This window comes from Nonomuraea sp. NPDC050451 (assembly GCF_044458585.1).
In genome coordinates, this window is the sequence record NZ_JBITHZ010000009.1 from 343,655 (window position 1) to 363,919 (window position 20,265).

General features: G+C 72.5%; 12 protein-coding genes. 5 read left to right on the top strand and 7 right to left on the bottom strand.

Annotation, left to right across the window (positions count from 1 at the left end):
* The first annotated feature begins 97 nt into the window (after positions 1 to 97).
* Positions 98 to 2,845 carry a CDP-glycerol glycerophosphotransferase family protein gene (locus ACIBI9_RS28455; protein ID WP_397225994.1) on the top strand — a complete coding sequence of 916 codons (2,748 nt, stop codon included), beginning with the start codon at positions 98 to 100 and terminating at the stop codon, positions 2,843 to 2,845.
* Between the two features lie 305 nt (positions 2,846 to 3,150).
* Here the strand turns inward: ACIBI9_RS28455 and ACIBI9_RS28460 are convergent, their stop codons facing one another.
* Positions 3,151 to 3,768: an NUDIX domain-containing protein gene (locus ACIBI9_RS28460; RefSeq protein WP_397225996.1), complete on the bottom strand. Its 618-nt coding sequence runs from the start codon at positions 3,766 to 3,768 to the stop codon at positions 3,151 to 3,153.
* Between the two features lie 373 nt (positions 3,769 to 4,141).
* On the opposite strand from ACIBI9_RS28460, the gene ACIBI9_RS28465 reads away from it, so the two are divergent.
* A complete protein-coding gene (locus ACIBI9_RS28465) occupies positions 4,142 to 7,249 on the top strand; it encodes an ATP-dependent helicase (RefSeq protein WP_397225998.1) in 3,108 nt (1,035 codons plus the stop codon).
* Positions 7,243 to 10,524 (top strand): ATP-dependent helicase, encoded by a 3,282-nt coding sequence (locus ACIBI9_RS28470; protein WP_397226000.1) that lies wholly within the window; start codon positions 7,243 to 7,245, stop codon positions 10,522 to 10,524. Before ACIBI9_RS28465 ends, ACIBI9_RS28470 begins: the two co-directional genes overlap by 7 nt.
* On the opposite strand, the gene ACIBI9_RS28475 is transcribed toward ACIBI9_RS28470, so the two are convergent.
* The 4 genes from ACIBI9_RS28475 to ACIBI9_RS28490 are packed head-to-tail and all read right to left on the bottom strand — an operon-like array spanning position 10,484 to position 15,704.
* Positions 10,484 to 11,554 carry a type III PLP-dependent enzyme gene (locus ACIBI9_RS28475; RefSeq protein ID WP_397226002.1) on the bottom strand — a complete coding sequence of 357 codons (1,071 nt, stop codon included), beginning with the start codon at positions 11,552 to 11,554 and terminating at the stop codon, positions 10,484 to 10,486. The two genes, ACIBI9_RS28470 and ACIBI9_RS28475, sit on opposite strands and share 41 nt — an antisense overlap.
* Positions 11,551 to 13,083 carry an IucA/IucC family protein gene (locus tag ACIBI9_RS28480; protein WP_397226004.1) on the bottom strand — a complete coding sequence of 511 codons (1,533 nt, stop codon included), beginning with the start codon at positions 13,081 to 13,083 and terminating at the stop codon, positions 11,551 to 11,553. Before ACIBI9_RS28480 ends, ACIBI9_RS28475 begins: the two co-directional genes overlap by 4 nt.
* On the bottom strand, positions 13,084 to 14,568 hold the full coding sequence (locus ACIBI9_RS28485) for an IucA/IucC family protein (RefSeq protein ID WP_397226006.1): 1,485 nt from the start codon (positions 14,566 to 14,568) through the stop codon (positions 13,084 to 13,086).
* On the bottom strand, positions 14,565 to 15,704 hold the full coding sequence (locus tag ACIBI9_RS28490) for a siderophore biosynthesis protein (protein WP_397226007.1): 1,140 nt from the start codon (positions 15,702 to 15,704) through the stop codon (positions 14,565 to 14,567). The genes ACIBI9_RS28485 and ACIBI9_RS28490 overlap by 4 nt, the downstream gene beginning before the upstream one ends.
* Positions 15,705 to 15,850: 146 nt before the next feature.
* Here ACIBI9_RS28490 and nudC point away from each other — a divergent pair, with 146 nt between their 5' ends.
* Positions 15,851 to 16,825 carry an NAD(+) diphosphatase gene (nudC, locus tag ACIBI9_RS28495; protein ID WP_397226009.1) on the top strand — a complete coding sequence of 325 codons (975 nt, stop codon included), beginning with the start codon at positions 15,851 to 15,853 and terminating at the stop codon, positions 16,823 to 16,825.
* Here nudC and ACIBI9_RS28500 read toward each other — a convergent pair whose 3' ends face one another.
* Together ACIBI9_RS28500 and ACIBI9_RS28505 are read right to left on the bottom strand one after the other, a co-directional pair.
* Positions 16,826 to 17,074, bottom strand: coding sequence for a mycoredoxin (locus ACIBI9_RS28500; RefSeq protein WP_397226011.1), 249 nt, complete (start codon positions 17,072 to 17,074; stop codon positions 16,826 to 16,828).
* A 99-nt stretch (positions 17,075 to 17,173) separates the two neighbouring features.
* Positions 17,174 to 18,070: an alpha/beta hydrolase gene (locus tag ACIBI9_RS28505; protein ID WP_397226013.1), complete on the bottom strand. Its 897-nt coding sequence runs from the start codon at positions 18,068 to 18,070 to the stop codon at positions 17,174 to 17,176.
* Positions 18,071 to 18,221: 151 nt separating this feature from the next.
* Here ACIBI9_RS28505 and ACIBI9_RS28510 point away from each other — a divergent pair, with 151 nt between their 5' ends.
* Positions 18,222 to 20,255 (top strand): ATP-dependent DNA helicase UvrD2, encoded by a 2,034-nt coding sequence (locus tag ACIBI9_RS28510; RefSeq protein ID WP_397226075.1) that lies wholly within the window; start codon positions 18,222 to 18,224, stop codon positions 20,253 to 20,255.
* Positions 20,256 to 20,265 lie beyond the last annotated feature (10 nt).

Sequence of the window (20,265 nt, forward strand, 5' to 3'; positions counted from 1 at the left end):
CGGCGTCACAGCCCAGAGCCAGGGCGGCGATTCGCTCGCCGACCGCCTCAAGGCTGTCCAGGATCTTTGCGATCGTGGAGAGCCCCTCGAAGCGGTCATGCGAGCCGTCGGCCCCGGCGGTCGCGACGCGGCGTTCGACACCGAGGTGCTGAGCGGCCCACTCGGGGCACGCATGGACCTCGCGGTCAAGCGCGGCGCGGCACGGCGGCGCGAGATGCTCGACCTCGTCCGGCCCTATCTCGCGGCCGTGGACGCGCGCGTCAAGCACGACCTGCCGGTCGCGCGGCGTGTCATATGTCACCTGATCGAGCACCGGCCCGACGAGGAGCTCGTCGAGGGCGAGACGCTCACCAAGGTCGTGACGGCCGCCGCCGAACCGTCCAAGCGCATCCGCAAGGGCCTGCGCTGGTACGCGGACCTGCCTTTCCGCGACGAGCTCTCGCCTGATCTCTACCGCTTGCGGCGCGCCGACCTGGTGCCGGTGACCCACATCGACGACATCGTCTGGGTCGACGGCAAGCTGCGCGTCACCGGGTTCGCGTACCTGGCGGGGCTCTCCGTCCGCAGCCGCAGGTTCAACTGGGCGACCGTGGTGCTGCGCGGTCCGCGCTGGCTGCCGCCCATCCGCATGCGCACGCGGCGCGTGCTCGCGCCCGAGGCCACCCATGGCGCGCGCGAGCCCGGCTGCAACTACGACTGGTCCGGGTTCAGCGCCGAGCTGAGCCCGTGGCCGCTGCGCTGGCGCGGCGCCGTACGCGGTGTGGTGTCAGCCGTGCGGCGGCGGATGCGCCACCGCCCGTCCGTGCCCGACACGACCACCTGGCGGGCCGAGATCGTGTTCTGGAGCCGGGGCGCGCGGGCCACGGGCCTGCTGCGCGGCTCCTCGGTCGGCCGGCCCGAGCGCCCCGCCGGGCTCAAGCTGAGGCCGGGCTGGTGGATCAGGCCGGTGTGGACGTCCGACCGGGCGCTGCAGGTCGTGCTCCAGCCCAACCGGGCCGAGCTGACGGGCGTGTCCGTGGAGGGCGAGCGCCTGGAGCTGAAGATCTCCCTGCCGGGCCGCACGGTGACCAAGGGCCACGCCCGCCTGGGCGGCCACCGCATCGCCGCCGACTTCACCCCGGCCGGTGACGGCACGGAGGTCACGGTGGCGCTGGCCGTGCCCACCCTGCTGCAGGAGAAGGACGGGCGGCGGCTCTGGGTCGAGCCCAAGGGCGACCCGGCGGCGTCCGTCATGCTCGCCGACCTCGTGGAGACCCGCACGCCGGTGGGCGACCGCGAGATCACCGTGCTCGGCGACCGCCGCGACCGCGTGATCGTCTCCGCCCACCGCATCCGCCCGATGATCACCTCGGCCGTCTGGGAGGGCTCCGCGCTCCTCCTGCGCGGCCACTACCCCGACGCCCCGGGCCCCCGCACGCTGACGCTGCGGCACCGGTCCGGGCTGTCCTACCTGCTTCCTATGGAGCGCTCCGGCGAGGAGTTCTCCGTACGCGTCGAGCCCTCGGCCATGGACCGCTTCGGCGAGCCCGTGCCGCTCGGCTCCGGCACCTGGAACATGTCGATCCGCCACCCGTCGGGCGAGATCGTGCCGTTGCGCATGGACCACGCGGCCCTGCCGGGGCTCGACGAGGACCCGCGCACGCTCGACGGGCGCACGTACCGGATGATCTCCACCCGTTTCGACGTGCCGGTCGTGACGGTCGAGGAGGCCCGGCCCGCCGACGAGCGGGGCGTGGCCGGCACCCACGTGCTGCGCCGCGTGTTCTACCCGGCCCAGCGCACCGAGCCGCTCAACGACGCGACCGTCTACGTCGTCAACGACGGCCGCCTCTACGCCGACAGCGTCCGCGCCATCTACGAGGAGCGGCTGCGACGGGGCGACGACCGCGAGCACATCTGGATCGTCAAGGACGGCGCCTTCGTGCCGCCCGGCGGCGCGACCGTCGTCCGCGCGGGCAGCCGCGAGCACCACGCCGCGCTGGCCAGGTCCCGCCACATCGTGACCAACTCGTTCCTGCCGGTCTGGTTCAGGGCCCGCGAGGACCAGGTCGTGCTGCAGACCTGGCACGGCACCCCGGCCAAGCGCATCGGCAACGACCAGTCCCACATGGCCCGCGACCCCAAGCCGCCGATCTGGCACCGCCAGGCGGCGGAGGTGCGCGGCTGGGACCTGCTGCTGTCGCAGTCGCCGTGGGCCACGCCGGTGCTGCGCAAGGCGTTCGGCTACAAGGGCGAGATCCTGGAGAGCGGGCTGCCGCGCAACGACGTCCTCAACTCGCCCGACCGCGAGGCGCTGGCCGCCGCCGTGCGGGAGCGGCTGGGGCTCGTGGAGGGCAAGCGGGTGATCCTGTACGCGCCCACGTGGCGGGATTACGACCGCAAGAACGCCATGGTCAAGCTCGACCTCGCCAAGACGCGCGAGGCCCTCGGGGCCGATCACGAGATCCTGGTGCGGGCGCACCCGATGCAGGCGGTGCCGGCCGTCCCGGACATCGCCCACGACGTCACCACTTATCCCGATATCGCCGACTTGCTGCTGGTGACCGATGTGCTCGTGACGGACTACTCGTCGGTCATGTTCGACTTCGTATGCACCGGCCGGCCGATCGTGTTCTACGGCTACGACCTGGCCAAATACTCGACCAAGCGGGGGCTCTACCTGGACCTGGCCGAGCAGGCGCCGGGGCCGGTGCTGTCGACGTCGGCTGATGTGATCGACGCCCTGCGCAACATCGACTCGGTGGCGGCGGCCCACGCCGACCGCTACGAAGCCTTCCGCGCCACCTTCGCCCCCCGCGACGACGGCAAAGCCACCGCCCGCGTCGTGGACCAGCTCTTCTCGTAGTCGCTGTGGCGGGCCGCTTTTCATAGCTGCCCGCCCATCAAGGCCTTCATCCTTTACGGCTGCGCACGGTGGGCCGCGCGCACCGACGTCGGTGGCCGTCTGTCATGGCCGGTCGTGAAGGCTCACGGGCTGCTCGCCGTGACGACGCGCATCCTTGACCGGCTCCGTGGTTCAAAGACGCACCACCCACCCACCCGCCGCGCCGCGTCGCCCGCCGCCGGGGCGATCGCCCAGCGCGCGGCCCCGTCCCTGGGCGCCCGCCCGAGGGGCCGGTCCCGTCGGCGCGGGTTCTTCGAGCGGTGTCGTCAGAAGAGGTTGGGGAGGTCCGGGAGGAGGAAGCGGCGGTCGGGGTCGTAGTCGAAGGCGAGGTCTTCGGCGCGGTGGAATCCGCCGTTCGGGAGGTGCTCCACCAGGAGGTAGAGAAGGGACGACATGGTGGTGCCGCAGACGATCTCGCCGTTCTCGATGAGCTTGCGCAGGCGTGAGGCGTGCACCCACTCAACCCGCTCCGCCTCGCACGGGTCCGACGGCGGGCCGATGCGGGTGGCCGAGTCGGCGCGGTAGATGTGGTGCAGGCTGTCGGTGAAGCCGTTGGTCGGCTGGATCGACAGCAGCGGGCGCAGGGGGCCGGGACGCCAGCCCGTCTCCTCCTCGACCTCGCGCGCCGCCGCCGCCTGAGGCATCTCGCCCTCGTCCACCTGGCCCAGCGGGATCTCCCAGCCCCAGCTGTCGGTGATGAAGCGATGCCGCCAGATCAGCAGCACCCGGTCCTGGTCGTCGGTGACGACCGCCCCCGCGCCGGGTGCGGTGCGTACGAGCCGGTGGTCGAGGCGGCGCCCGTCGGGCAGCTCCACATCCGCGACCCGGATGTCCAGCCACGGGTCCGCGTACAGCGACCTCTCGGAGTGGACCTGCCACCGCATGCGATCAACCCCCACACCGAGGCGAAACGTTGACCCTACGTTACAAGGCGGAACGCTCCGTGGGCGAGGTTGTCGATCACTTCCGGAGTTCGATGTGTCGGGGCCGGGGGCCGCCTCCAGGACCTCGCTGCCGGGACCGGCCAGCTCGCGCACCCGTTCGACCTGTTCATATCGCGGCAACGCCGTCGGCGAACATGAGGGCGGCGTGTCGCGCGAGAAAGTGGAGATTTGCCCCGGTACGGTAGGCGGATCGCGTGGGGAGACCGGGCAAGTCGGCACGATCTGTCCCTGTGGTCTGGTGGAATCTAGTGTTGTGAGTGGTCAGACCTGGCGCTTGGTGCGGCGCGGCAACGGTAGCCCTGTTGTGCCCCCTGTGCTCGATGAGCACCAGCGTGCCGTGGTCGCCCACCAGAGCGGCCCGCTGCTCGTTCTCGCAGGTCCGGGCACCGGCAAGACCACCACGATAGTCGAGAGCGTCGTCGACCGGATCGAGCGCCGCGGCGTCGACCCCGAGCGGGTGCTCATCCTCACCTTCAGCCGCAAGGCCGCCGAGGAGCTGCGCCAGCGGGTCACCGCCCGCCTGCGCCGCACCACCCGCACCCCGCTGGCCCTCACCTTCCACTCCTACGCGTACGCGCTCCTGCGCCGCGAGGCCGTGCTCGAGGGCAAGGCCCCGCCGCGCCTGCTGACCGGCCCCGAGCAGCTCCTGGAGATCCGCCGGCTGCTCCACGGCGAGCTGGAGAGCGGCGCGCTCGACTGGCCGGTGTCGCTGCGCGAGCCGCTCAAGACGCGGGGCTTCGCCGAGGAGCTGCGCGACTTCCTGTCCAGGGCCAACGAGCGCGGGCTCGACCCCGAGCGGCTGATCGCCCTCGGCAGGCTGCACGGCAGGGGCGACTGGGCGGCGGCGGGCAGGTTCGCCAAGCGCTACCAGGACAGGTTCGACCTCGACCCGGAGGAGACCTACGACTACGCCGAGCTGATCGGGGCCGCCTCCGCGTTACTGGCCCGGCCGGAGGTGCGCGAGCGGGAGCGGGCGGCGCACGACGTGGTGTTCGTGGACGAATACCAGGACACCGACCCGGCGCAGGAGTTCCTGCTGGCCCAGCTCGCGGGCGACGGGGCCGACCTGGTCGCCGTCGGCGACCCCGACCAGTCGATCTACGGCTTCAGGGGTGCCGACGTGCAGGGCATCATGAAGTTCCCCGAGCGGTTCAAGACCTTGGACGGCCGCGAGGCGCCGGTGCTGGCGCTGCGGGTGTGCCGCAGGAGCGGGGCCGACCTGCTGGAGGCCTCCCGCCGGGTGGCGGCCCGGCTGCCGGTGGCGCCCATGCCCGACCACGCGTACGGGCACGAGCACGACCACCGCGACCTCGCGGCGCTGCCCGATGCGGACCCCGGCGACGTGCGGGTGCTGCTGGCCGACAGCACCAGCCAGGAGGCGGCGATCGTGGCCGACACGCTGCGGCGCGCGCACCTGATCGACGGGGTGCCGTGGCACCGGATGGCGGTGCTGGTGCGCTCGGCCAAGCGCCAGGTGCCGCTGCTGCGCCGGGCGCTGGTCAACGCGGGCGTGCCGACGATGATCGCGGGCGACGAGGTGCCGATCGCGCAGGAGCCCGGCGTGCGGCCGCTGCTCACCATGCTCCGCGTGGCCATGGACCCCGCCCAGCTCGACGAGGGCGTGGCCGAGGAGCTGCTGACGGGGCCGCTCGGCGGCACGGACATGATCGGCGTACGCCGCCTGCGCCGCGCCCTCAAGATCGCCGAGAACGAGGCGGAGGGCACGCGGTCGTCCGGCGAGCTGCTGGTCGCGGCCGTGCAGGACGTCAGGGAGCTCATCCGCGTCGAAGACCACGTCGCCGTGCCCGCCGAGCGCGTGGCCAAGCTCCTGGCCGCCGCCCGCGAGGCCGCGCGGCAGGAGGGGACGGCGGAAGACCTCCTGTGGGCCGTGTGGGACGCCAGCGGCCTGGCCGGGCGCTGGACCGAGCTGAGCCTGCACGGTGGCCCCAGGGGCGCGCAGGCCGACCGCGACCTCGACGCCGTGGTGGCCCTGTTCGACCACGCGGCCCGGTTCGTGGACCGGATGCCCAAGGCGGGCCCCGAGGTGTTCATCGACGACCTGGCCGCCCAGGAGATCCCCGGCGACACGCTGGCCGACCGGGCCCCCGACGGCGACGCCGTACGCGTGCTGACCGCCCACCGCTCCAAGGGCCTCGAATGGGACGTCGTGGTCGTCGCGGGCGTGCAGGAGGGCGTCTGGCCGGACCTGCGGCTGCGCGGGTCGCTGCTCGGCGTGGAAGACCTCGTCGAGGTGGTCGAGGGCACCAAGCCGAACGCCGCCTCGCTGGTCTCCAAGCTGCTGGCCGAGGAGCGCAGGCTGTTCTACGTGGCCGCCACCAGGGCCAGGCGCAGGCTGGTGGTGACCGCGGTGGGCGGCGAGGACACCGACGAGCGCCCGTCCAGGTTCCTGTCGGAGCTGATGCCGGGAGCGGTGGAGTCGGCCACGGTGGACGACCGGGCCCGCTGGCTGAACATGTCCGCCCTGGTGGCCGACCTCCGCAGCGCGGTGACCGACCCCACCAAGCCCGCGAAGATGCGGCAGAAGGCGGCCAGGCAGCTCGCCCGCCTTGCCGCCGCGGGCGTCCAGGGGGCCCACCCCAACGACTGGTACGCCCTCACGCCCATCTCCGACGATCGCCCGCTGAGCTGGCCCGACGACGTCGTCAGCATCTCGCCCTCGGCGGTCGAGAGCTTCACCAAGTGCGGCCTGCGCTGGCTGCTGGAGACGGCCGTCGGCGCCGCGGGCACCAGCACCGCCCAGGGCCTGGGCAACATCATCCACGCCCTGGCCGTCCTGGCGGCCACCGACCTGCCCAGCGAGGACCTCCTGGGCGACCGCCTCAACCAGGTCTGGAACGACCTCGACTTCGGCGGCGTCTGGTACAACCGCAAGCAACGCCAGGTGGCCGAGCAGATGATCGGCAAGTTCCTGCGCTGGCACAAGGAAAACCCGCGCGAGCTGGTGGCCCTGGAGGAGGCGTTCACGGCGATGGTCACCGAGGGCGTCCAGATCAAGGGGCGCGTCGACCGGGTCGAGCGCGACGGCGACAACCGCGCCGTGATCATCGACCTCAAGACCGGCGGCTCCAAGCCCAAGGCCGGCGACCTCGACCGCCATCCCCAGCTGGGCGTCTACCAGCTCGCCGCACTTCTCGGGGCCTTCGCGCGCCACGGCATGACCGAGCCGGGCGGCGCCGCGCTGGTCCAGGTCGGCAAGGCGGCGGGCAAACATGACGCGCTGGAGCAGACGCAGCAACCGCTGGCCGACGACAAGGACCCGGGCTGGGCGAAGGACCTGGTCGACACGGTGGCGACCGGCATGTCGGGCCCGTTCTTCCAGGCCAAGGTCAACGACGGCTGCCGCACGTGCGCGGCCAGGGCCAGCTGCCCGGTCAACGACAACGGGGGCCAGGTGTGCTGACCCCCGCCGAACTCGCCGGCAAGCTCGGCATCCTGCCCCCCACCCGTGAGCAGGCCACGGTCATCGAGTCCCCGCTGGAGCCCATGGTCGTCATGGCCGGCGCGGGCTCGGGCAAGAGCGAGACCATGGCCGGGCGCGTGGTCTGGCTGGTCGCCAACGGCCTGGTCAAACCGGAAAACGTGCTGGGCCTGACCTTCACCCGCAAGGCCGCCGCCGAGCTGGCCACCCGGGTCAGGGAGCGGCTCAACGGCCTGGCCGAGGCGGGCCTCGTGGAGCCGGGCGCGCTGGACAACGAGCCGACCGTGTCCACCTACCACGCCTACGCCGCCCGCCTGGTCACCGACCACGCCCTGCGCGAAGGGCTGGAGCCCACCATGCGCCTGGTCACGCCGGCGGTGTCGTGGCAGCTCGCGTCGCGGGTGGTGGCGATGTACGACGGGCCGATGGACCGGATCGAGCTGGGCCCGCCGTCAGTCACCGCCGCCGTGCTGGAGCTGGCCGGCGAGCTGTCGGAGCACCTGCGGTCGGCCGGCGACGTGCGGCGGGTGGGGGAGTGGCTGCGGGGCAGGCTCGACCTGCTGCCCGGCAGGACGACCGTGGCCCAGCGCAAGCCGCTGAGCGTCCAGGCCGCCAGGGAGCAGCTGCTGCCGATGGTGGAGGCGTACGAACGGCTCAAGCGCGGCCGGGAGGTCATCGACTACGGCGACCAGATGTCGCTGGCCGCCAGGATCGCCGCCAACCACAAGGAGGTCGGCGAGATCGAGCGCGCCCGCTACTCCGTGGTCCTGCTCGACGAATACCAGGACACCAGCCACGCCCAGCTCGTCCTGCTGCGCTCCCTTTACGGCGGCGGCCACCCGGTCACCGCCGTGGGCGACCCCTGCCAGTCCATCTACGGCTGGCGCGGCGCCTCCGCCGGCAACCTTCGCCGCTTCCCCCAGGACTTCCGCAACAGCACCGGCGACCCCGCCGAGGTCCGCCAGCTCAGCGTCAGCTTCCGCAACGGCGACCGGGTGCTCGACGTCGCCGCCCGAGTCCAGCTCCCGCTCCGCATGGAGGCCCGCGAGGTGCCGGTCCTGGTCCCCGGCCCCAACCGGGTCGACCGCGGCCGGGTCACCTGCGCCTTCCACGAGACGGCCGAGGACGAGGCGAAGTGGGTCGCCGACGGCATCGCCAGGATCCTCGGCACGGAGACGGCGCCCGACGGCCTGCCCTGGGGCGAGAAGGAGCGCAAGAAGACGCTCGCCGTGCAGCCCCAGGACGTCGCGATCCTGGCGCGCAAGCGCTCGCAGTTCCCCGCGCTGCGCCGGGCGCTGGAGGAGCGCGACATCCCGGTCGAGGTGGTCGGCCTCGGCGGCCTGCTGACCGTGCCCGAGGTGACCGACATCGTGGCCACCCTGCGCGTCCTGTACGACGCGACGGCCGGCGACGCGCTGGCCAGACTGCTGGCCGGGCCCCGCTGGCGGATCGGGCCCGCCGACCTGCGGGTGCTGGGGGAGCACGCCAGGCAGCTGGCCCGCGAGCTGAGCGAGAGCGGCCGGGAGGAGGACCCGCTCGACCAGGTGGTGGCCGACCTGGCCGAGGAGCGCGGCAGCCTGGTCGACGCGCTGGACGAGCTGCCCGACCGGGAGGAGTGGCTGGAGACGTTCTCGCCGCTGGCCCGCACCAGGCTCGTGGCGCTCGCCCAGGAGCTGCGCCGGCTCAGGGCGCACACCGCGCAGCCGCTCCCCGACCTGATCAGCGAGGTCGAGCGCACGCTCGGCCTCGACGTCGAGGTGGCCGCGCGCAGCGGCACGTCGAGCACGTTCGCGGCGCGGGCCGATCTCGACGCGTTCCTCGACGCCGCGTCCAGGTTCGCGGGCGACGCGGAGGACCCGACACTGGGCGCGTTCCTGGCCTACCTGCAGGCGGCGGAGAGCGAGGAGTTCGGGCTGGAGGCAGGCCGGGTCGGCGACAGCAACAGCGTCAAGCTCATGACCGTGCACGCCTCCAAGGGGCTGGAGTGGCCGATCGTGGTCGTGCCGGGCCTGTCGCAGCTCGTCAGCTCGAAGGGGACGATCGCGACGGGCAGCATCTTCCCCGCCACGCCGGTCATGAACAGCCGCTGGACCGAAAACCCGCGCAAGCTCCCCTACCCGCTCCGCGGCGACGCCGCCGACCTGCCGCGGTTGAGCGGGCTGAGCAAGGAGGAGCTGGGCGCGTTCGACGAGTACTGCCGCGAGCGCGACCTGATGGAGGAGCGCAGGCTGGCGTACGTGGCCGTGACGCGCGCCCACTACCACCTGATCGCCTCCGGCTACCGCTGGGGGAGCGCCACCAAGCCGCTGGAGCCGTCCGACTTCCTGCTGGAGATCCGCGACACCGCCGACCGCGTCTCGTTCTGGGCCGGCGACCTGGCCGACGGCGCCACCAACCCGCTGCTCGCCGAGCCCGCCGAGGCCACCTGGCCGGTCACGCCCGAGGGCCTGCGCTACGAGTCCGTGCTCGACGGCGCCCGCCTGGTCGAGGACGCCCTGGCCGGGGCGCTCGCCGAGGAGGAGGACGAGCCGCTGCGCGCGTTCGAGGAGGAGCGGCTGCGGGCCTGGGAGCGCGACACCGACCTGCTGCTGCGCGAGCGGGAGCTGCACCGGCGCCGCCCCGCCACGATCGTCGAGCTGCCCGCCAAGCTGACCGTGTCGTCGCTGGTCACGCTGGCCGGCGACCCGCGCGAGCTGGCGCGCAAGATCCGCCGCCCGGTCCCGGTCAAGCCCGCGCCGCTGGCGCGCCGGGGCACGTCGTTCCACAAGTGGCTGGAGACGCGGTGGGACCAGCAGCGGCTGATCGACGACCTGGAGCTGTACGACGAGGAGCTCGAAGAGGCCGATGTGCGCCTCGCCGAGCTGCAGGAGCGGTTCGAGCAGAGCGAGTGGGCCGATCGTCGGCCGGTCGATCTGGAGGTGCCGTTCGAGACCATGATCGCCGATCGGCTCGTGCGCGGGCGGATGGACGCGGTCTTCGAGCTGCCGGACGGCGGCTACGAGGTCGTCGACTGGAAGACCGGCGAGCCGCCCAAGGGGAAGAAGGCCACCAGGGTGGCGTCGGTGCAGCTGGCCGCGTACCGGCTGGCCTGGTCGCACCTGGCGGGGGTGCCGCTGGAGAAGGTGCGGGCGGCCTTCCACTACGTACGCGCCAACCGCACCGTACGCCCGGTCAACCTGCTCGACGCCGACGGCCTGGTCGCGCTCGTCGAGGGGGTCAAGCTCGTAGATGGTGGAACGCCGGCTTCGGGTGCATGAGGAAGTCGTGGTGGGAGATGTTCCAGGCGTAGGCGCCGGCCAGCTCGAAGACCACGGTGTCCCCGACGCGGGCCGAGGTCACGATTTTTCGGGAAAAAACGTCCTTTGGGGTGCATAGCTGGCCGACGAACGTGATCGGCTCGTCCGCCACGCCCGGGCCCTTGCCCGTGGGCAGGATCGTGAACGGCTGGTCGTGGCCCTTGGTCGCCGGGGTCCGCAGGTGGTGGGTGCCGCCCAGCAGGATCGCGTACGCCTCGCCCCGCACCCGCTTCACGTCCACGACCCTGGTCACGTAGTAGCCGCAGTACGCGGTCAGCGCCCGGCCGGGTTCGATCCGCAGGCGTTTCCCGGCCTGGACGGCCGCGAGGCCCGCCCCGTACGCCGCCCAGTCGAACCTGGACTCCGGTGCCGTGTAGGACACCGCCATGCCGCCGCCCAGGTTGACCTCCTCGTGCTCGTTGTCCAGCAGCGCCTTGGCGAGGGTCAGGAGCTGAGGGGCGTCCAGACCGCTGGCCAGGTGGGTGTGCAGGCCCCGCAGGCGTACCCGCTCGGTGAACAGCGGCAGGCACTCCGACACGCCCTGCTCGTCCATGCCGAACGGCCCGCTCATCGTGAGCGCGGCGCCCTCGACCGGCAGGTCGGGGTTGAGCCTGAGCAGCACGTCGGCCTCCAGGCCGGTGGCGAGAAGGCGGCGCAGCTCGTTCGGGGACTCGACGTGGATGCGGTGGTGCGGCAGGCGCAGCTCGGCGTCGGTCTTGCCGGGGCCCCCCAGCGCGACCGGCTTGCCCGGGAACAGGGTCGTGACGTGCGCGTGCTCGCCCGCCGACGACGCCTCGAACCCGTCCACGTGCCCGGCCAGCACACGCAGCAGCTCGGCGTCCGGGTTGGCCTTGACGGCGTAGTACAGCTCGACCCCGCCGAGCGCCCGCCGTACGGAGGCGGCGTGCTCGTCCAGCGCGGGCAGGTCGTACAGGTAGGCGGGGGCCTCATCGAGGCGCAGCGCGGCGTCCTGGACGCGGTCGGTGATCATGCGAGCGGGTTCGCGATCGGGACGTAACCGGCGGCGCGGTCGGCCGCTCGCGCCCAGCGGACGCCCAGGTTCGCCTTGGCGGGCAGCGGCGCGCCGGCCAGCAGGTCCGACAGGGGCAGCGGCCGGCCGAGCTCGCCCGCCTGGCCGGCGAGCAGGTCGCGGGCGATCCGCCACAGCTCGCGCAGCAGCCCGTCGTCCGCTCCCGCGACCGCGGCGGCGATCTCGGTGAGGTGGTTGACGAGCAGGCAGTACACCACGCGGGCCCAGCCACGCTCGGCGTCGTAGGTGAGGGCCGCGGCCACCTCGGGGTGCAGGCCGCCGAGGTCGTGGCGGCCGGCGACGAGCTTGGTGCCCTCCAGGTCACGGAAGACGGCCTCCGCGGGGAGCCCGTCCGCGTCCAGGCCGACCAGGACGTTCTGGAGGTGGGGCTCCAGAACGACGCCGTACGCGAAATACAGCTCCAGGACGGGCAGCGCGACCGCCGACACGTACGCCCGCCACCAGGCGAGCGGGTCCTTGACCGGCGCGCCGAGGGCGAGCGCGGCGGCCAGCACCGGGGTCACGCCGGGGGAGCAGGCGGTCCAGGGGCTCTGCCTGACGATCACGCCCAGGCCCTCGTGGAGGCGGGTGCCGAGGGCAGCCGTGCGGTAGCCGGGCTCGGGGAGCCAGCGGGTGGCGGGGTGCCTGTTGGCGACCTCCTTGAAGATCGGGCCCAGGCGGGAGGTGAGCTCCACGGCGCCGGCCAGCTCGTACCAGGCGTTCTTGCGCACGCAGTTCGTGATCCGCACGTCCAGGGAGAACTTCAGGCACGCCTCCGCCCCGGGCGCGTACACGGTCCGCACGGACGAGGTCGGCAGCACCGCCGGGCCCGGCCCCAGGTCGATCAGCTCGGCCCCGAACGCCGGCCTCAGAAGCTCCAGCTGCCACGGGTGCGCCGGAAGCAGCCGGTAGCCGCGCGGCGCCTCGCCCATCGTGTCGAGCACCGACGCGTCGCCGCCCTCGGCCAGCACGTCCTCGCGCACGCCGAGCAGCCGGACGGGGAACTCGGCGTGCGCCTCGGGCGCGTAGCGCAGCCAGCCGTCCCCGCCGCGCGCCTTGGGGCTGGGGTGGAAGGGATGGCCGTACACCAGCGACTGCTCCGAGGCCAGCCACGGATCGGCGGGCGGGACGGCGTCCTCCCTCGCGCGCAGGATCATGGCCACCGCCTCGCGGCTGGCCGCCACCTGCTCGGCGAACTCGCCGTTCGTCCCGTGGAGGTCGGACTCGGCCAGCCGTACCAGCTCGTCGGTCGTCAGCGGCTGCCAGGCGCCTTCCTCCAGGCGCTCAGGCCGGCCGTCGAAGCGCAGCGCGGCGCCGCCGTGGGTGCGGACCCGCAGCAGCGTGCCCGCCACCCGCAGCAGCAGGTACGGCGGCGCGGGCCAGACCAGGCCGCGCGGCCCGGCCACCTCCCGCACGCAGCAGCGCAGCAGGGCCGCCAGCGTCGCCTCCTCGGCCAGGGCGGAGGGCGCGTCGATGGCCGGAGCGTGCATTCAAGCTCTCCTCAGGTAGTTGGGCCCGCTGGTGCCGTAGAACTTGTTGACGTCGCGGGCGCCGGAGCGTTCCTTCGCGACGAGCGTCCCAGCGGTGATCATGGACTTGCCGGTGAGCCTGGCCGCGTCCAGGGTCCTGGCGCGCAGGATCTTGGCCATGGGATCCTCGCCGTACTCGTCGAGGGCCTCGGCCAGCGTGTCGCGCAGCAGTGCCGCCGCCCCGGCGTGCGGCATCGCCCCGAACGCCACGGCGGCGGCGGCGAGATGCAGCGTGATGGTCACGAACACGTCGGCCAGCGCGTGCGGATCGTCGTTCAGCATCCGCCCGTCGGCGAACTCGGGCACCTCGATCCCGGCCGCCCGCAGCCTCGCGGGCGAGGCCAGCAGCCCGTCGTTGTCCTTGACGAGCAGCCGCATCCGGTCCTCGTGGAAGACCAGGGCGAGGTTCTGCTGGTGGGCTTCGAGGGCGACGCCGTAGCGCACGAAGAGCCGTACGTTCCAGCGCAGCAGCAGCCGCAGATAGGCGGGGACGACGTCGCCGACCTCGTCCAGCACCCCTGGCGCGCCCAGCGCGGCCACCGGCACGATCTTCCCCTCGGGCAGCCGCCTGACCATCCAGGCCAGGTATTCGTGCCCGGCGTGCGCATAGGCCTGCTCGTCGGCCGGCACCACGTCGGGGCCGGCCAGCTCCCGGAGCAGCAGCTCGGCCTTGGCCCCGTCGCCCAGCGTGCCCGGCTTGATCGACCGTCTGTTCCGGGCGCCCAGGGTGCTGATGGGGAGGGGCAGCTTGAGATGGGTACGGGGGTCGATCTCGACGGTCCGCATGGACAGGGTGGGCCGCACGGTCACCCGCGCCTCGTCGAGCACCCGTACCCCGTCGATCTTCCGCACCTCGCCGACCGTCAGCGGGTGCACGGGGAACAGCACCTCGTCCGGCCCCACCTCCCACCCGCCCGCGTCGGCGGGGAAGCGCGTGGCGGAGCCCGGCGCGAGCGCCCGGCGGGGCACCACCGCCCACCGCAGCTCGAACGAGGGCGCGAACTCCGGCGCGTAGGCCAGCAGCTCCTGCTCCGACAGCCCCACCCGGGCCCGGGAGGTCGGATAGACGGGATGGTCCACGAAGGCGGCCAGCGCCTCATAGGAGGGCCCTCGCCCGAGCACCTCGCCGGCGCGCGAGTCGTGCAGCTCCAGAGCGGTCAGCGCCGCCAGGCACTCCTCGAAGAAGGCCGCGACGCCCTCCGAGTCCGCCGGGTCCGCCACCTCCACCAGCGTCTCCAGCACCTGCTCCAGCCCGAGCCGCTCCGCCGGGGCCACCACGAAGTCCTGGAACAGCGCGCCCGGCTCCAGGCGCACCCACCGGCCGTCCGCCAGCGGCAGCCCCACACCGTCCTTGGTCCGGCTGATCCGGGAGGACAGCCCGCCGTAGTCCTCGCGCAGCAACGCGTTCAGGACCCGGGCGGCCAGATAGGCCTCCCGATCGCTCATTCGACTACCCACGGCCGCGCGGCCCGGTAGGCCTCGACGGTGGCGTCCACGGCGGCCCGGGAGGGACCGACGGCACGTACGACGCCCAGGTAGTCCCGGTTCGTGTGCGTCAGCGAAACGACGTCCCCGACGGCCCGCAGCGGCCGGTGCCACAGCCGGACGTCCCCGTCGACGAGGGTCTCGGTCCCGGGGGCGTCCTTGACGGTCCCGGCCCGGTCGGCGACCAGGCTGACCGCACTCCCGTACGACGAAATTTCCGGAATGTCGGGCACGGCCTCCCCAAGATGCACCCGCAGGATCCACTCGAACAGCGGCACCCCGAGCACATCACCGAGCAGGAAATCGCAATTGTCGCCGATCACCCGATAGTTCACCTCGACGATCCGGGGTCCTTGCGGAGTGACCACGTACTCGGTGTGACAGGCCCCGAACCCGACCCCCAGCGCCTCCAGCGCCGCCAGCACGTGCTCGTGCGTCCCGTCCCGCGGCGCCCAGTCGAGCCGTTCCTCGATGAAGTACGGCAGCGCCCCCAGCGTCGTCTCGAACCCGCCGAGCACCCGCGTCCCGGACGCGTCCCCCAGCGTCTCCAGCGTCCGCAGCGGCCCCTCCAGGTACTCCTCGACGACCAGCGTCTCGCCCGGCCGCCGCTTCCTGACCAGGGCCACGGCGCCGGCCAGGTCGCGTTCGACGAGCATGACGTCCTCGCTGGCCACACCCTCGCGCGGTTTCAGCACGACCGGGTACGGCAGGCGCTCGGGCACCGGATCGCCGGGGGCGAGCCGGATCGACCACACCTGCTCGACCCCGGCCTCGAGGAGCCTGCGACGCATCAGGAACTTGTTCTTGGCGGTCACGCAGGCCCGCCAGTCCTTCCCGGGCAGCCCGAAGTAGGCCGCCGCGAGCGCCGTCTCCGCCTGCAGGTGGTCCGAGTTGGTGAAGATCGCGTCCGGCCTGCCGAGGCTCTCGACGGCGTCGATGAGGGCCCGCGGGTCGCGTACGTCGCACGCCACGGCGTACGGATGCCGCTCCGGCCGATCCGTCAGGACCGTGACCTCCAGCCCCAGCGCCTCGGTCGCGGGCAGGAAGCCGTCCGTCACGGAATCGGTTGTTTTGAGCGCGGTCAGGTAGAGCCGCAACGCGAAGGCACCCCCGAAGGATCAGGTAAGGCTAACCTAACTCGTCGATCTTAGCCCGAGAGAGATCACCCCGGGGCCCGGATACCGTAATCGCCGGCTAACTGCGAGGTCATAGGATGACAGGGGATTTCGGGAGGGGACGGCCTGTGGAGACGACCGCGGAAGAGCAACTCATCGGGCCTCTGCTTCTGGCACGCGGCACCATCGACAGATCCTCGGCGCTGCGGGCCAACGAGCAGTGGCTGGAGCGGGCGTGGTCCGATCCGTCGACCAGGGTGCTGGTGATCGACGACGGTCACACGCTGGTGCGGCGGTCGGGCGACGAGGTGCAGGCGGTGCTCTACCCGCCGGGTGACGCGCCGCCGGGCGAGCGCTACCTGCTCGGCGTGGAAGGCGGTGTCGCCTACTTCGCGGTGGCCGCGCCGCTGCCCGGCGTCCCCGGGGGTGACGTCAACGGGCGCGTGACGGTCCCGATGAGCCTGCGCGACACGCCCGAGGGCGAGCCGGTGGCGGCCGGGCTGCGCCAGGTGGGGGGCCTGCTCGGTGACCGCGACGCCGGCCTGCTGGTCTACGCCGTGGCGCTGGAGGCCTGGCACACGACCCACGAATACTGCCCGCGCTGCGGCAGCCGCACCGACGTGCAGGCCGGAGGGCACATCCGCGTCTGCCCGCAGGACGGCAGCCAGCACTTCCCGCGCGTCGACCCTGCGGTGATCATGCTGGTCCGCGACGAGGACGACCGCTGCCTGCTCGCCCGCGGCCCGCAGTGGCCGGAGGGGCGGCTGTCGATCCTGGCGGGGTTCGTGGAGCCGGGGGAGTCGCTGGAGCACGCCGTCGCCCGTGAGGTGGCGGAGGAGGTCGGCGTCACCGTCGTCCGCCCGCGCTATCTCGGCAGCCAGCCCTGGCCGTTCCCGCGCAGCCTCATGCTCGGCTTCTTCGCCGAGGCCACCTCGACCGAGCTCACGCCGGACGCCGAGGAGATCGCCGAGGCCCGCTGGTACTCGCGCGAGGAGCTGACGCGGGCGCTGGAGTCCGGCGAGCTGCGCCTGCCCCCGCCGGTGTCGATCGCCCGCCGCCTGATCGAGACCTGGTACGGCGGCGAGCTGACCGGCGACTGGTGATCAGGAGGCCCCGAGCAGGGCCTTGACCTCGCGAGCCGAGGGGTTCGTGCGCACGACGCGGCCGTCGGGGGTGTCGATCACCACGGTCGGCACCACCTGGTTGCCGTTGTTGACGCTCATCACGAACTCTGCCGCCGACGGGTCACGCTCGATGTCGATGTCCTTGAAGCTGATGCCCTCGCGGGTGAGCTGGGACTTGAGCCGCTTGCAGGGGCCGCACCACGTGGTGCTGTAGACCGTGAGCGCCATGTCGGGAGATCCCTCCGGAGGTCAGGAAAATAGGCGCTCCATGCAACAACCGGACTGTGCAAGTTCATTCCTGAGGCGGGGGTGTCCCGCCTCGGGCGCTCAGCCGATGCGCTCGGCGATCCAGGCCTGCACCTGCTCGGCCACCCCGGGCTCGCGATAGAGCGGGTTGCTGTGGTTGATGCCCGGCTGGGTGATCACCGTCACGGGCACGCCCACCTGCCCCAGCATCGTCTTGAGCAGCTGGCTCTGCACCGGCGGCACGAACTCGTCCTTGGAGTGCACGGTCAGCATCGGCGCGTCCTTGCGGCTGGCGTGCCACGCCACCTCCATGCTGGCCCAGACCCGCGAGCACTTGCCCTTGGGCGCGCAGCCACCGGCCAGGCGGATGGCGGCCGTACGGAGCTTGCGCTTGTTGGGGTCATCAGACTTTTCGCCGTCGGAGTAGGCGCGCAGGGGCGAGATGATCGGCGACAGGCCCACGACGCCCTTGAGGCCGGAGATGCCGTCGCCGTACGTGCCCACGGCCGCCGCGATGTGGCCGCCGGCGGAGAAGCCCACCACCACGTAGTTGCTCGCGTCGAACGCCCACCGGTCGGCGTGCTTGCGGGCCAGCGCGATGGCGGCCAGCGCGTCCGAGCGCTGCGCGGGCCACGCCGCGTCGCTGGAGAGCCGGTAGTTGAGGTTGAAGACCGTGTAGCCCAGCTCGGCGTACTGGCGGACGATCTCCTTCATGTAGCGCTTGTCGCCGCCCGACCACCAGCCGCCGTGGATCAGGAAGACACCGGGGCGCTGCTGACCGTCGGGCGTCCACCAGACGTCCATGGCCTGACGTGCCTGGGGGCCGTACGAGATGGTCTCGTAGGCGAACTCGCCGAGCCCGTACTGGTCGACGACGTCAGTGGGGCCGGGCGTCGGCTCCTTGTTGGCGCTGGCGGCCACAGGTGTGAGCACGACGGCAGCGAGCGCGAGCACGCCCGCGAAAACCGCAGTTCGCACGGCCTTCCTTTCCCCCATGCAGATGGTCGGACCCATTGTGAGGGAAGAGACCGGTTCTTTGCATCTGGTGGCTATGAACATACGTCGGCCCGCATGTTGCCAGAATAAAGAGGCTGTCCGCTACACCTGCGACTATGTACGGGTGAACAACATGGATGACGTCCTGGCCGGTCTCGATCCCGAGCAGCGCGCAGTGGCCGAGGCGGTGCGCGGTCCGGTGTGCGTGCTGGCCGGCGCGGGCACCGGCAAGACCAGGGCGATCACCCATCGCATCGCGCACGCGGTTCGCAGCGGGGTGGTCGACGCGCAGAGCGTGCTCGCTGTGACGTTCACCACTCGCGCGGCGGGGGAGCTGCGCCAGCGGCTGCGCGCGCTCGGGGCGCCCGGCGTGCAGGCCCGCACGTTCCACGCGGCGGCGCTGCGGCAGCTCACCTACTTCTGGCCGAGGGTCATCGGCGGTGAGGCGCCCTCGGTGATCGAGTCCAAGCTGCCGGTGCTGGTGGAGGCCTGCCGCCTGATCCGTAAAAATCCGGATCGGTCCGAGTTGCGGGACATCGCGGCCGAGCTCGAGTGGGCCAAGGTCACCCAGATCGGGCCGGAGGACTACATGGCGGCCGCGGCGAAATACCACCGCACGCCCCCGGTCCCGCCGGAGGAGGTCGCTCGCCTTTATGAGGCGTACGAGCAGATCAGGCGCGAACGCCACCTGGTCGACTTCGAGACCATCCTCGAGCTGACCGCCGCCGTGATGACCGAGCACCAGGAGGTCGCGGCGCAGGTCCGCCAGCAGTACCGCTATTTCGTCGTGGACGAGTACCAGGACGTCAACCCGCTGCAGAAGCTCCTGCTCGACACCTGGCTCGGGGGCCGCGACGACCTCTGCGTGGTCGGCGACCCCAACCAGACGATCTACTCCTTCACCGGCGCCACCCCGCGCTACCTGACGGGCTTCGCGGTCGAGCACCCCGACGCCGCCGTCATCAAGCTGGTGCGCGACTACCGCTCGACCCCTCAGGTGGTCGACCTGGCCAACCGGCTGATCGTCAGGTCTCCGCACCGGCTCGACCTGGTGGCCCAGCGCCCCGACGGCCCCAAGCCGTCGTTCTCCGACTACGACGACGAGCCCGCCGAGGCCGCGGGGGCGGCCCGCGCGATCAGGAAACTGCTGGACAAGGGCGTGCCCTCGCGGGAGATCGCGATCCTGTTCCGCGTCAACTCGCAGTCGGAGGCTTACGAGGAGGCCCTGTCCAAGGCCGAGATCCCGTACATGCTGCGGGGCGCCGAGCGCTTCTTCGACCGCCCGGAGGTCCGCCAGGCGGTCGTCCTCCTGCGCGGCGCCGCCCGTGCCTACTCCGGGGAGCCCCTGGCCGCCGAGGTCCACCACATCCTGGCCGGCGTCGGCCTGACGCCTTCCCCCCCGGGCGGCGGCAAGGCCAGGGAGAAATGGGAGTCCCTGAAGGCGCTGGCGGACCTGGCGGAGGACATGGCGGCCGAGGGCGCCGATCTGCCCGCGTACGTGGCCGAGCTGGAGCGCCGGGCCTCCGAGCAGCACGCCCCGCCAGTGGAGGGCGTCACCCTGGCCTCGCTCCACGCCGCCAAGGGCCTGGAGTGGGACGCCGTCTTCCTGGTCGGCCTGACCGACGGCATGCTCCCCATCATCTACGCCGAGACCGCCGAGCAGATCGAGGAGGAACGCCGCCTCCTCTACGTGGGCGTCACCCGCGCCCGCGAACACCTCTCCCTCTCCTGGGCCGGCGCCCGTGCCCCCGGCGCCCGCAGGACCCGCCGCCCCTCCCGTTTCCTCGACGGCCTGGCCCCCCGCACCTCCTCGTCCCCGCCCCGAGTCTCGACCGCACCTCGCGAACGGCGCGCGGTGGCGGCGCCGGTGAGCTGCCGGGTGTGCGCGAAGACGCTGGTGGCGGCCGCCGAACAGAAGCTGGGGCGCTGCTCCACGTGCCCGGCGGACTACGACGAGGCCCTCCTCGAACGCCTGAAGGCCTGGCGCACCGCCACCGCCAAGGAGGCCAAGATCCCGCCGTACGTCGTCTTCACGGACGTGACCCTCCAGGCGATTGCTGAACGCGCGCCTTCCACGGAGCAGGAGCTGCTGTCGATAGCGGGCATCGGCAAGATCAAGGTGGACCGGTACGGCGAGGCTGTCTTGTCCCTCTGCCGTGCCGACTGACAGCCCCCCT

What these genes read in the sequence shown, in the direction of transcription:
- ACIBI9_RS28455 (WP_397225994.1), top strand. Translation starts at nt 98, where the DNA reads ATGCGAGCCGTCGGCCCCGGCGGTCGCGACGCGGCGTTCGACACCGAG.
- ACIBI9_RS28460 (WP_397225996.1), bottom strand. Translation starts at nt 3,768, where the DNA reads ATGCGGTGGCAGGTCCACTCCGAGAGGTCGCTGTACGCGGACCCGTGG.
- ACIBI9_RS28475 (WP_397226002.1), bottom strand. Translation starts at nt 11,554, where the DNA reads ATGATCACCGACCGCGTCCAGGACGCCGCGCTGCGCCTCGATGAGGCC.
- ACIBI9_RS28480 (WP_397226004.1), bottom strand. Translation starts at nt 13,083, where the DNA reads ATGCACGCTCCGGCCATCGACGCGCCCTCCGCCCTGGCCGAGGAGGCG.
- ACIBI9_RS28485 (WP_397226006.1), bottom strand. Translation starts at nt 14,568, where the DNA reads ATGAGCGATCGGGAGGCCTATCTGGCCGCCCGGGTCCTGAACGCGTTG.
- ACIBI9_RS28500 (WP_397226011.1), bottom strand. Translation starts at nt 17,074, where the DNA reads ATGGCGCTCACGGTCTACAGCACCACGTGGTGCGGCCCCTGCAAGCGG.
- ACIBI9_RS28510 (WP_397226075.1), top strand. Translation starts at nt 18,222, where the DNA reads ATGGATGACGTCCTGGCCGGTCTCGATCCCGAGCAGCGCGCAGTGGCC.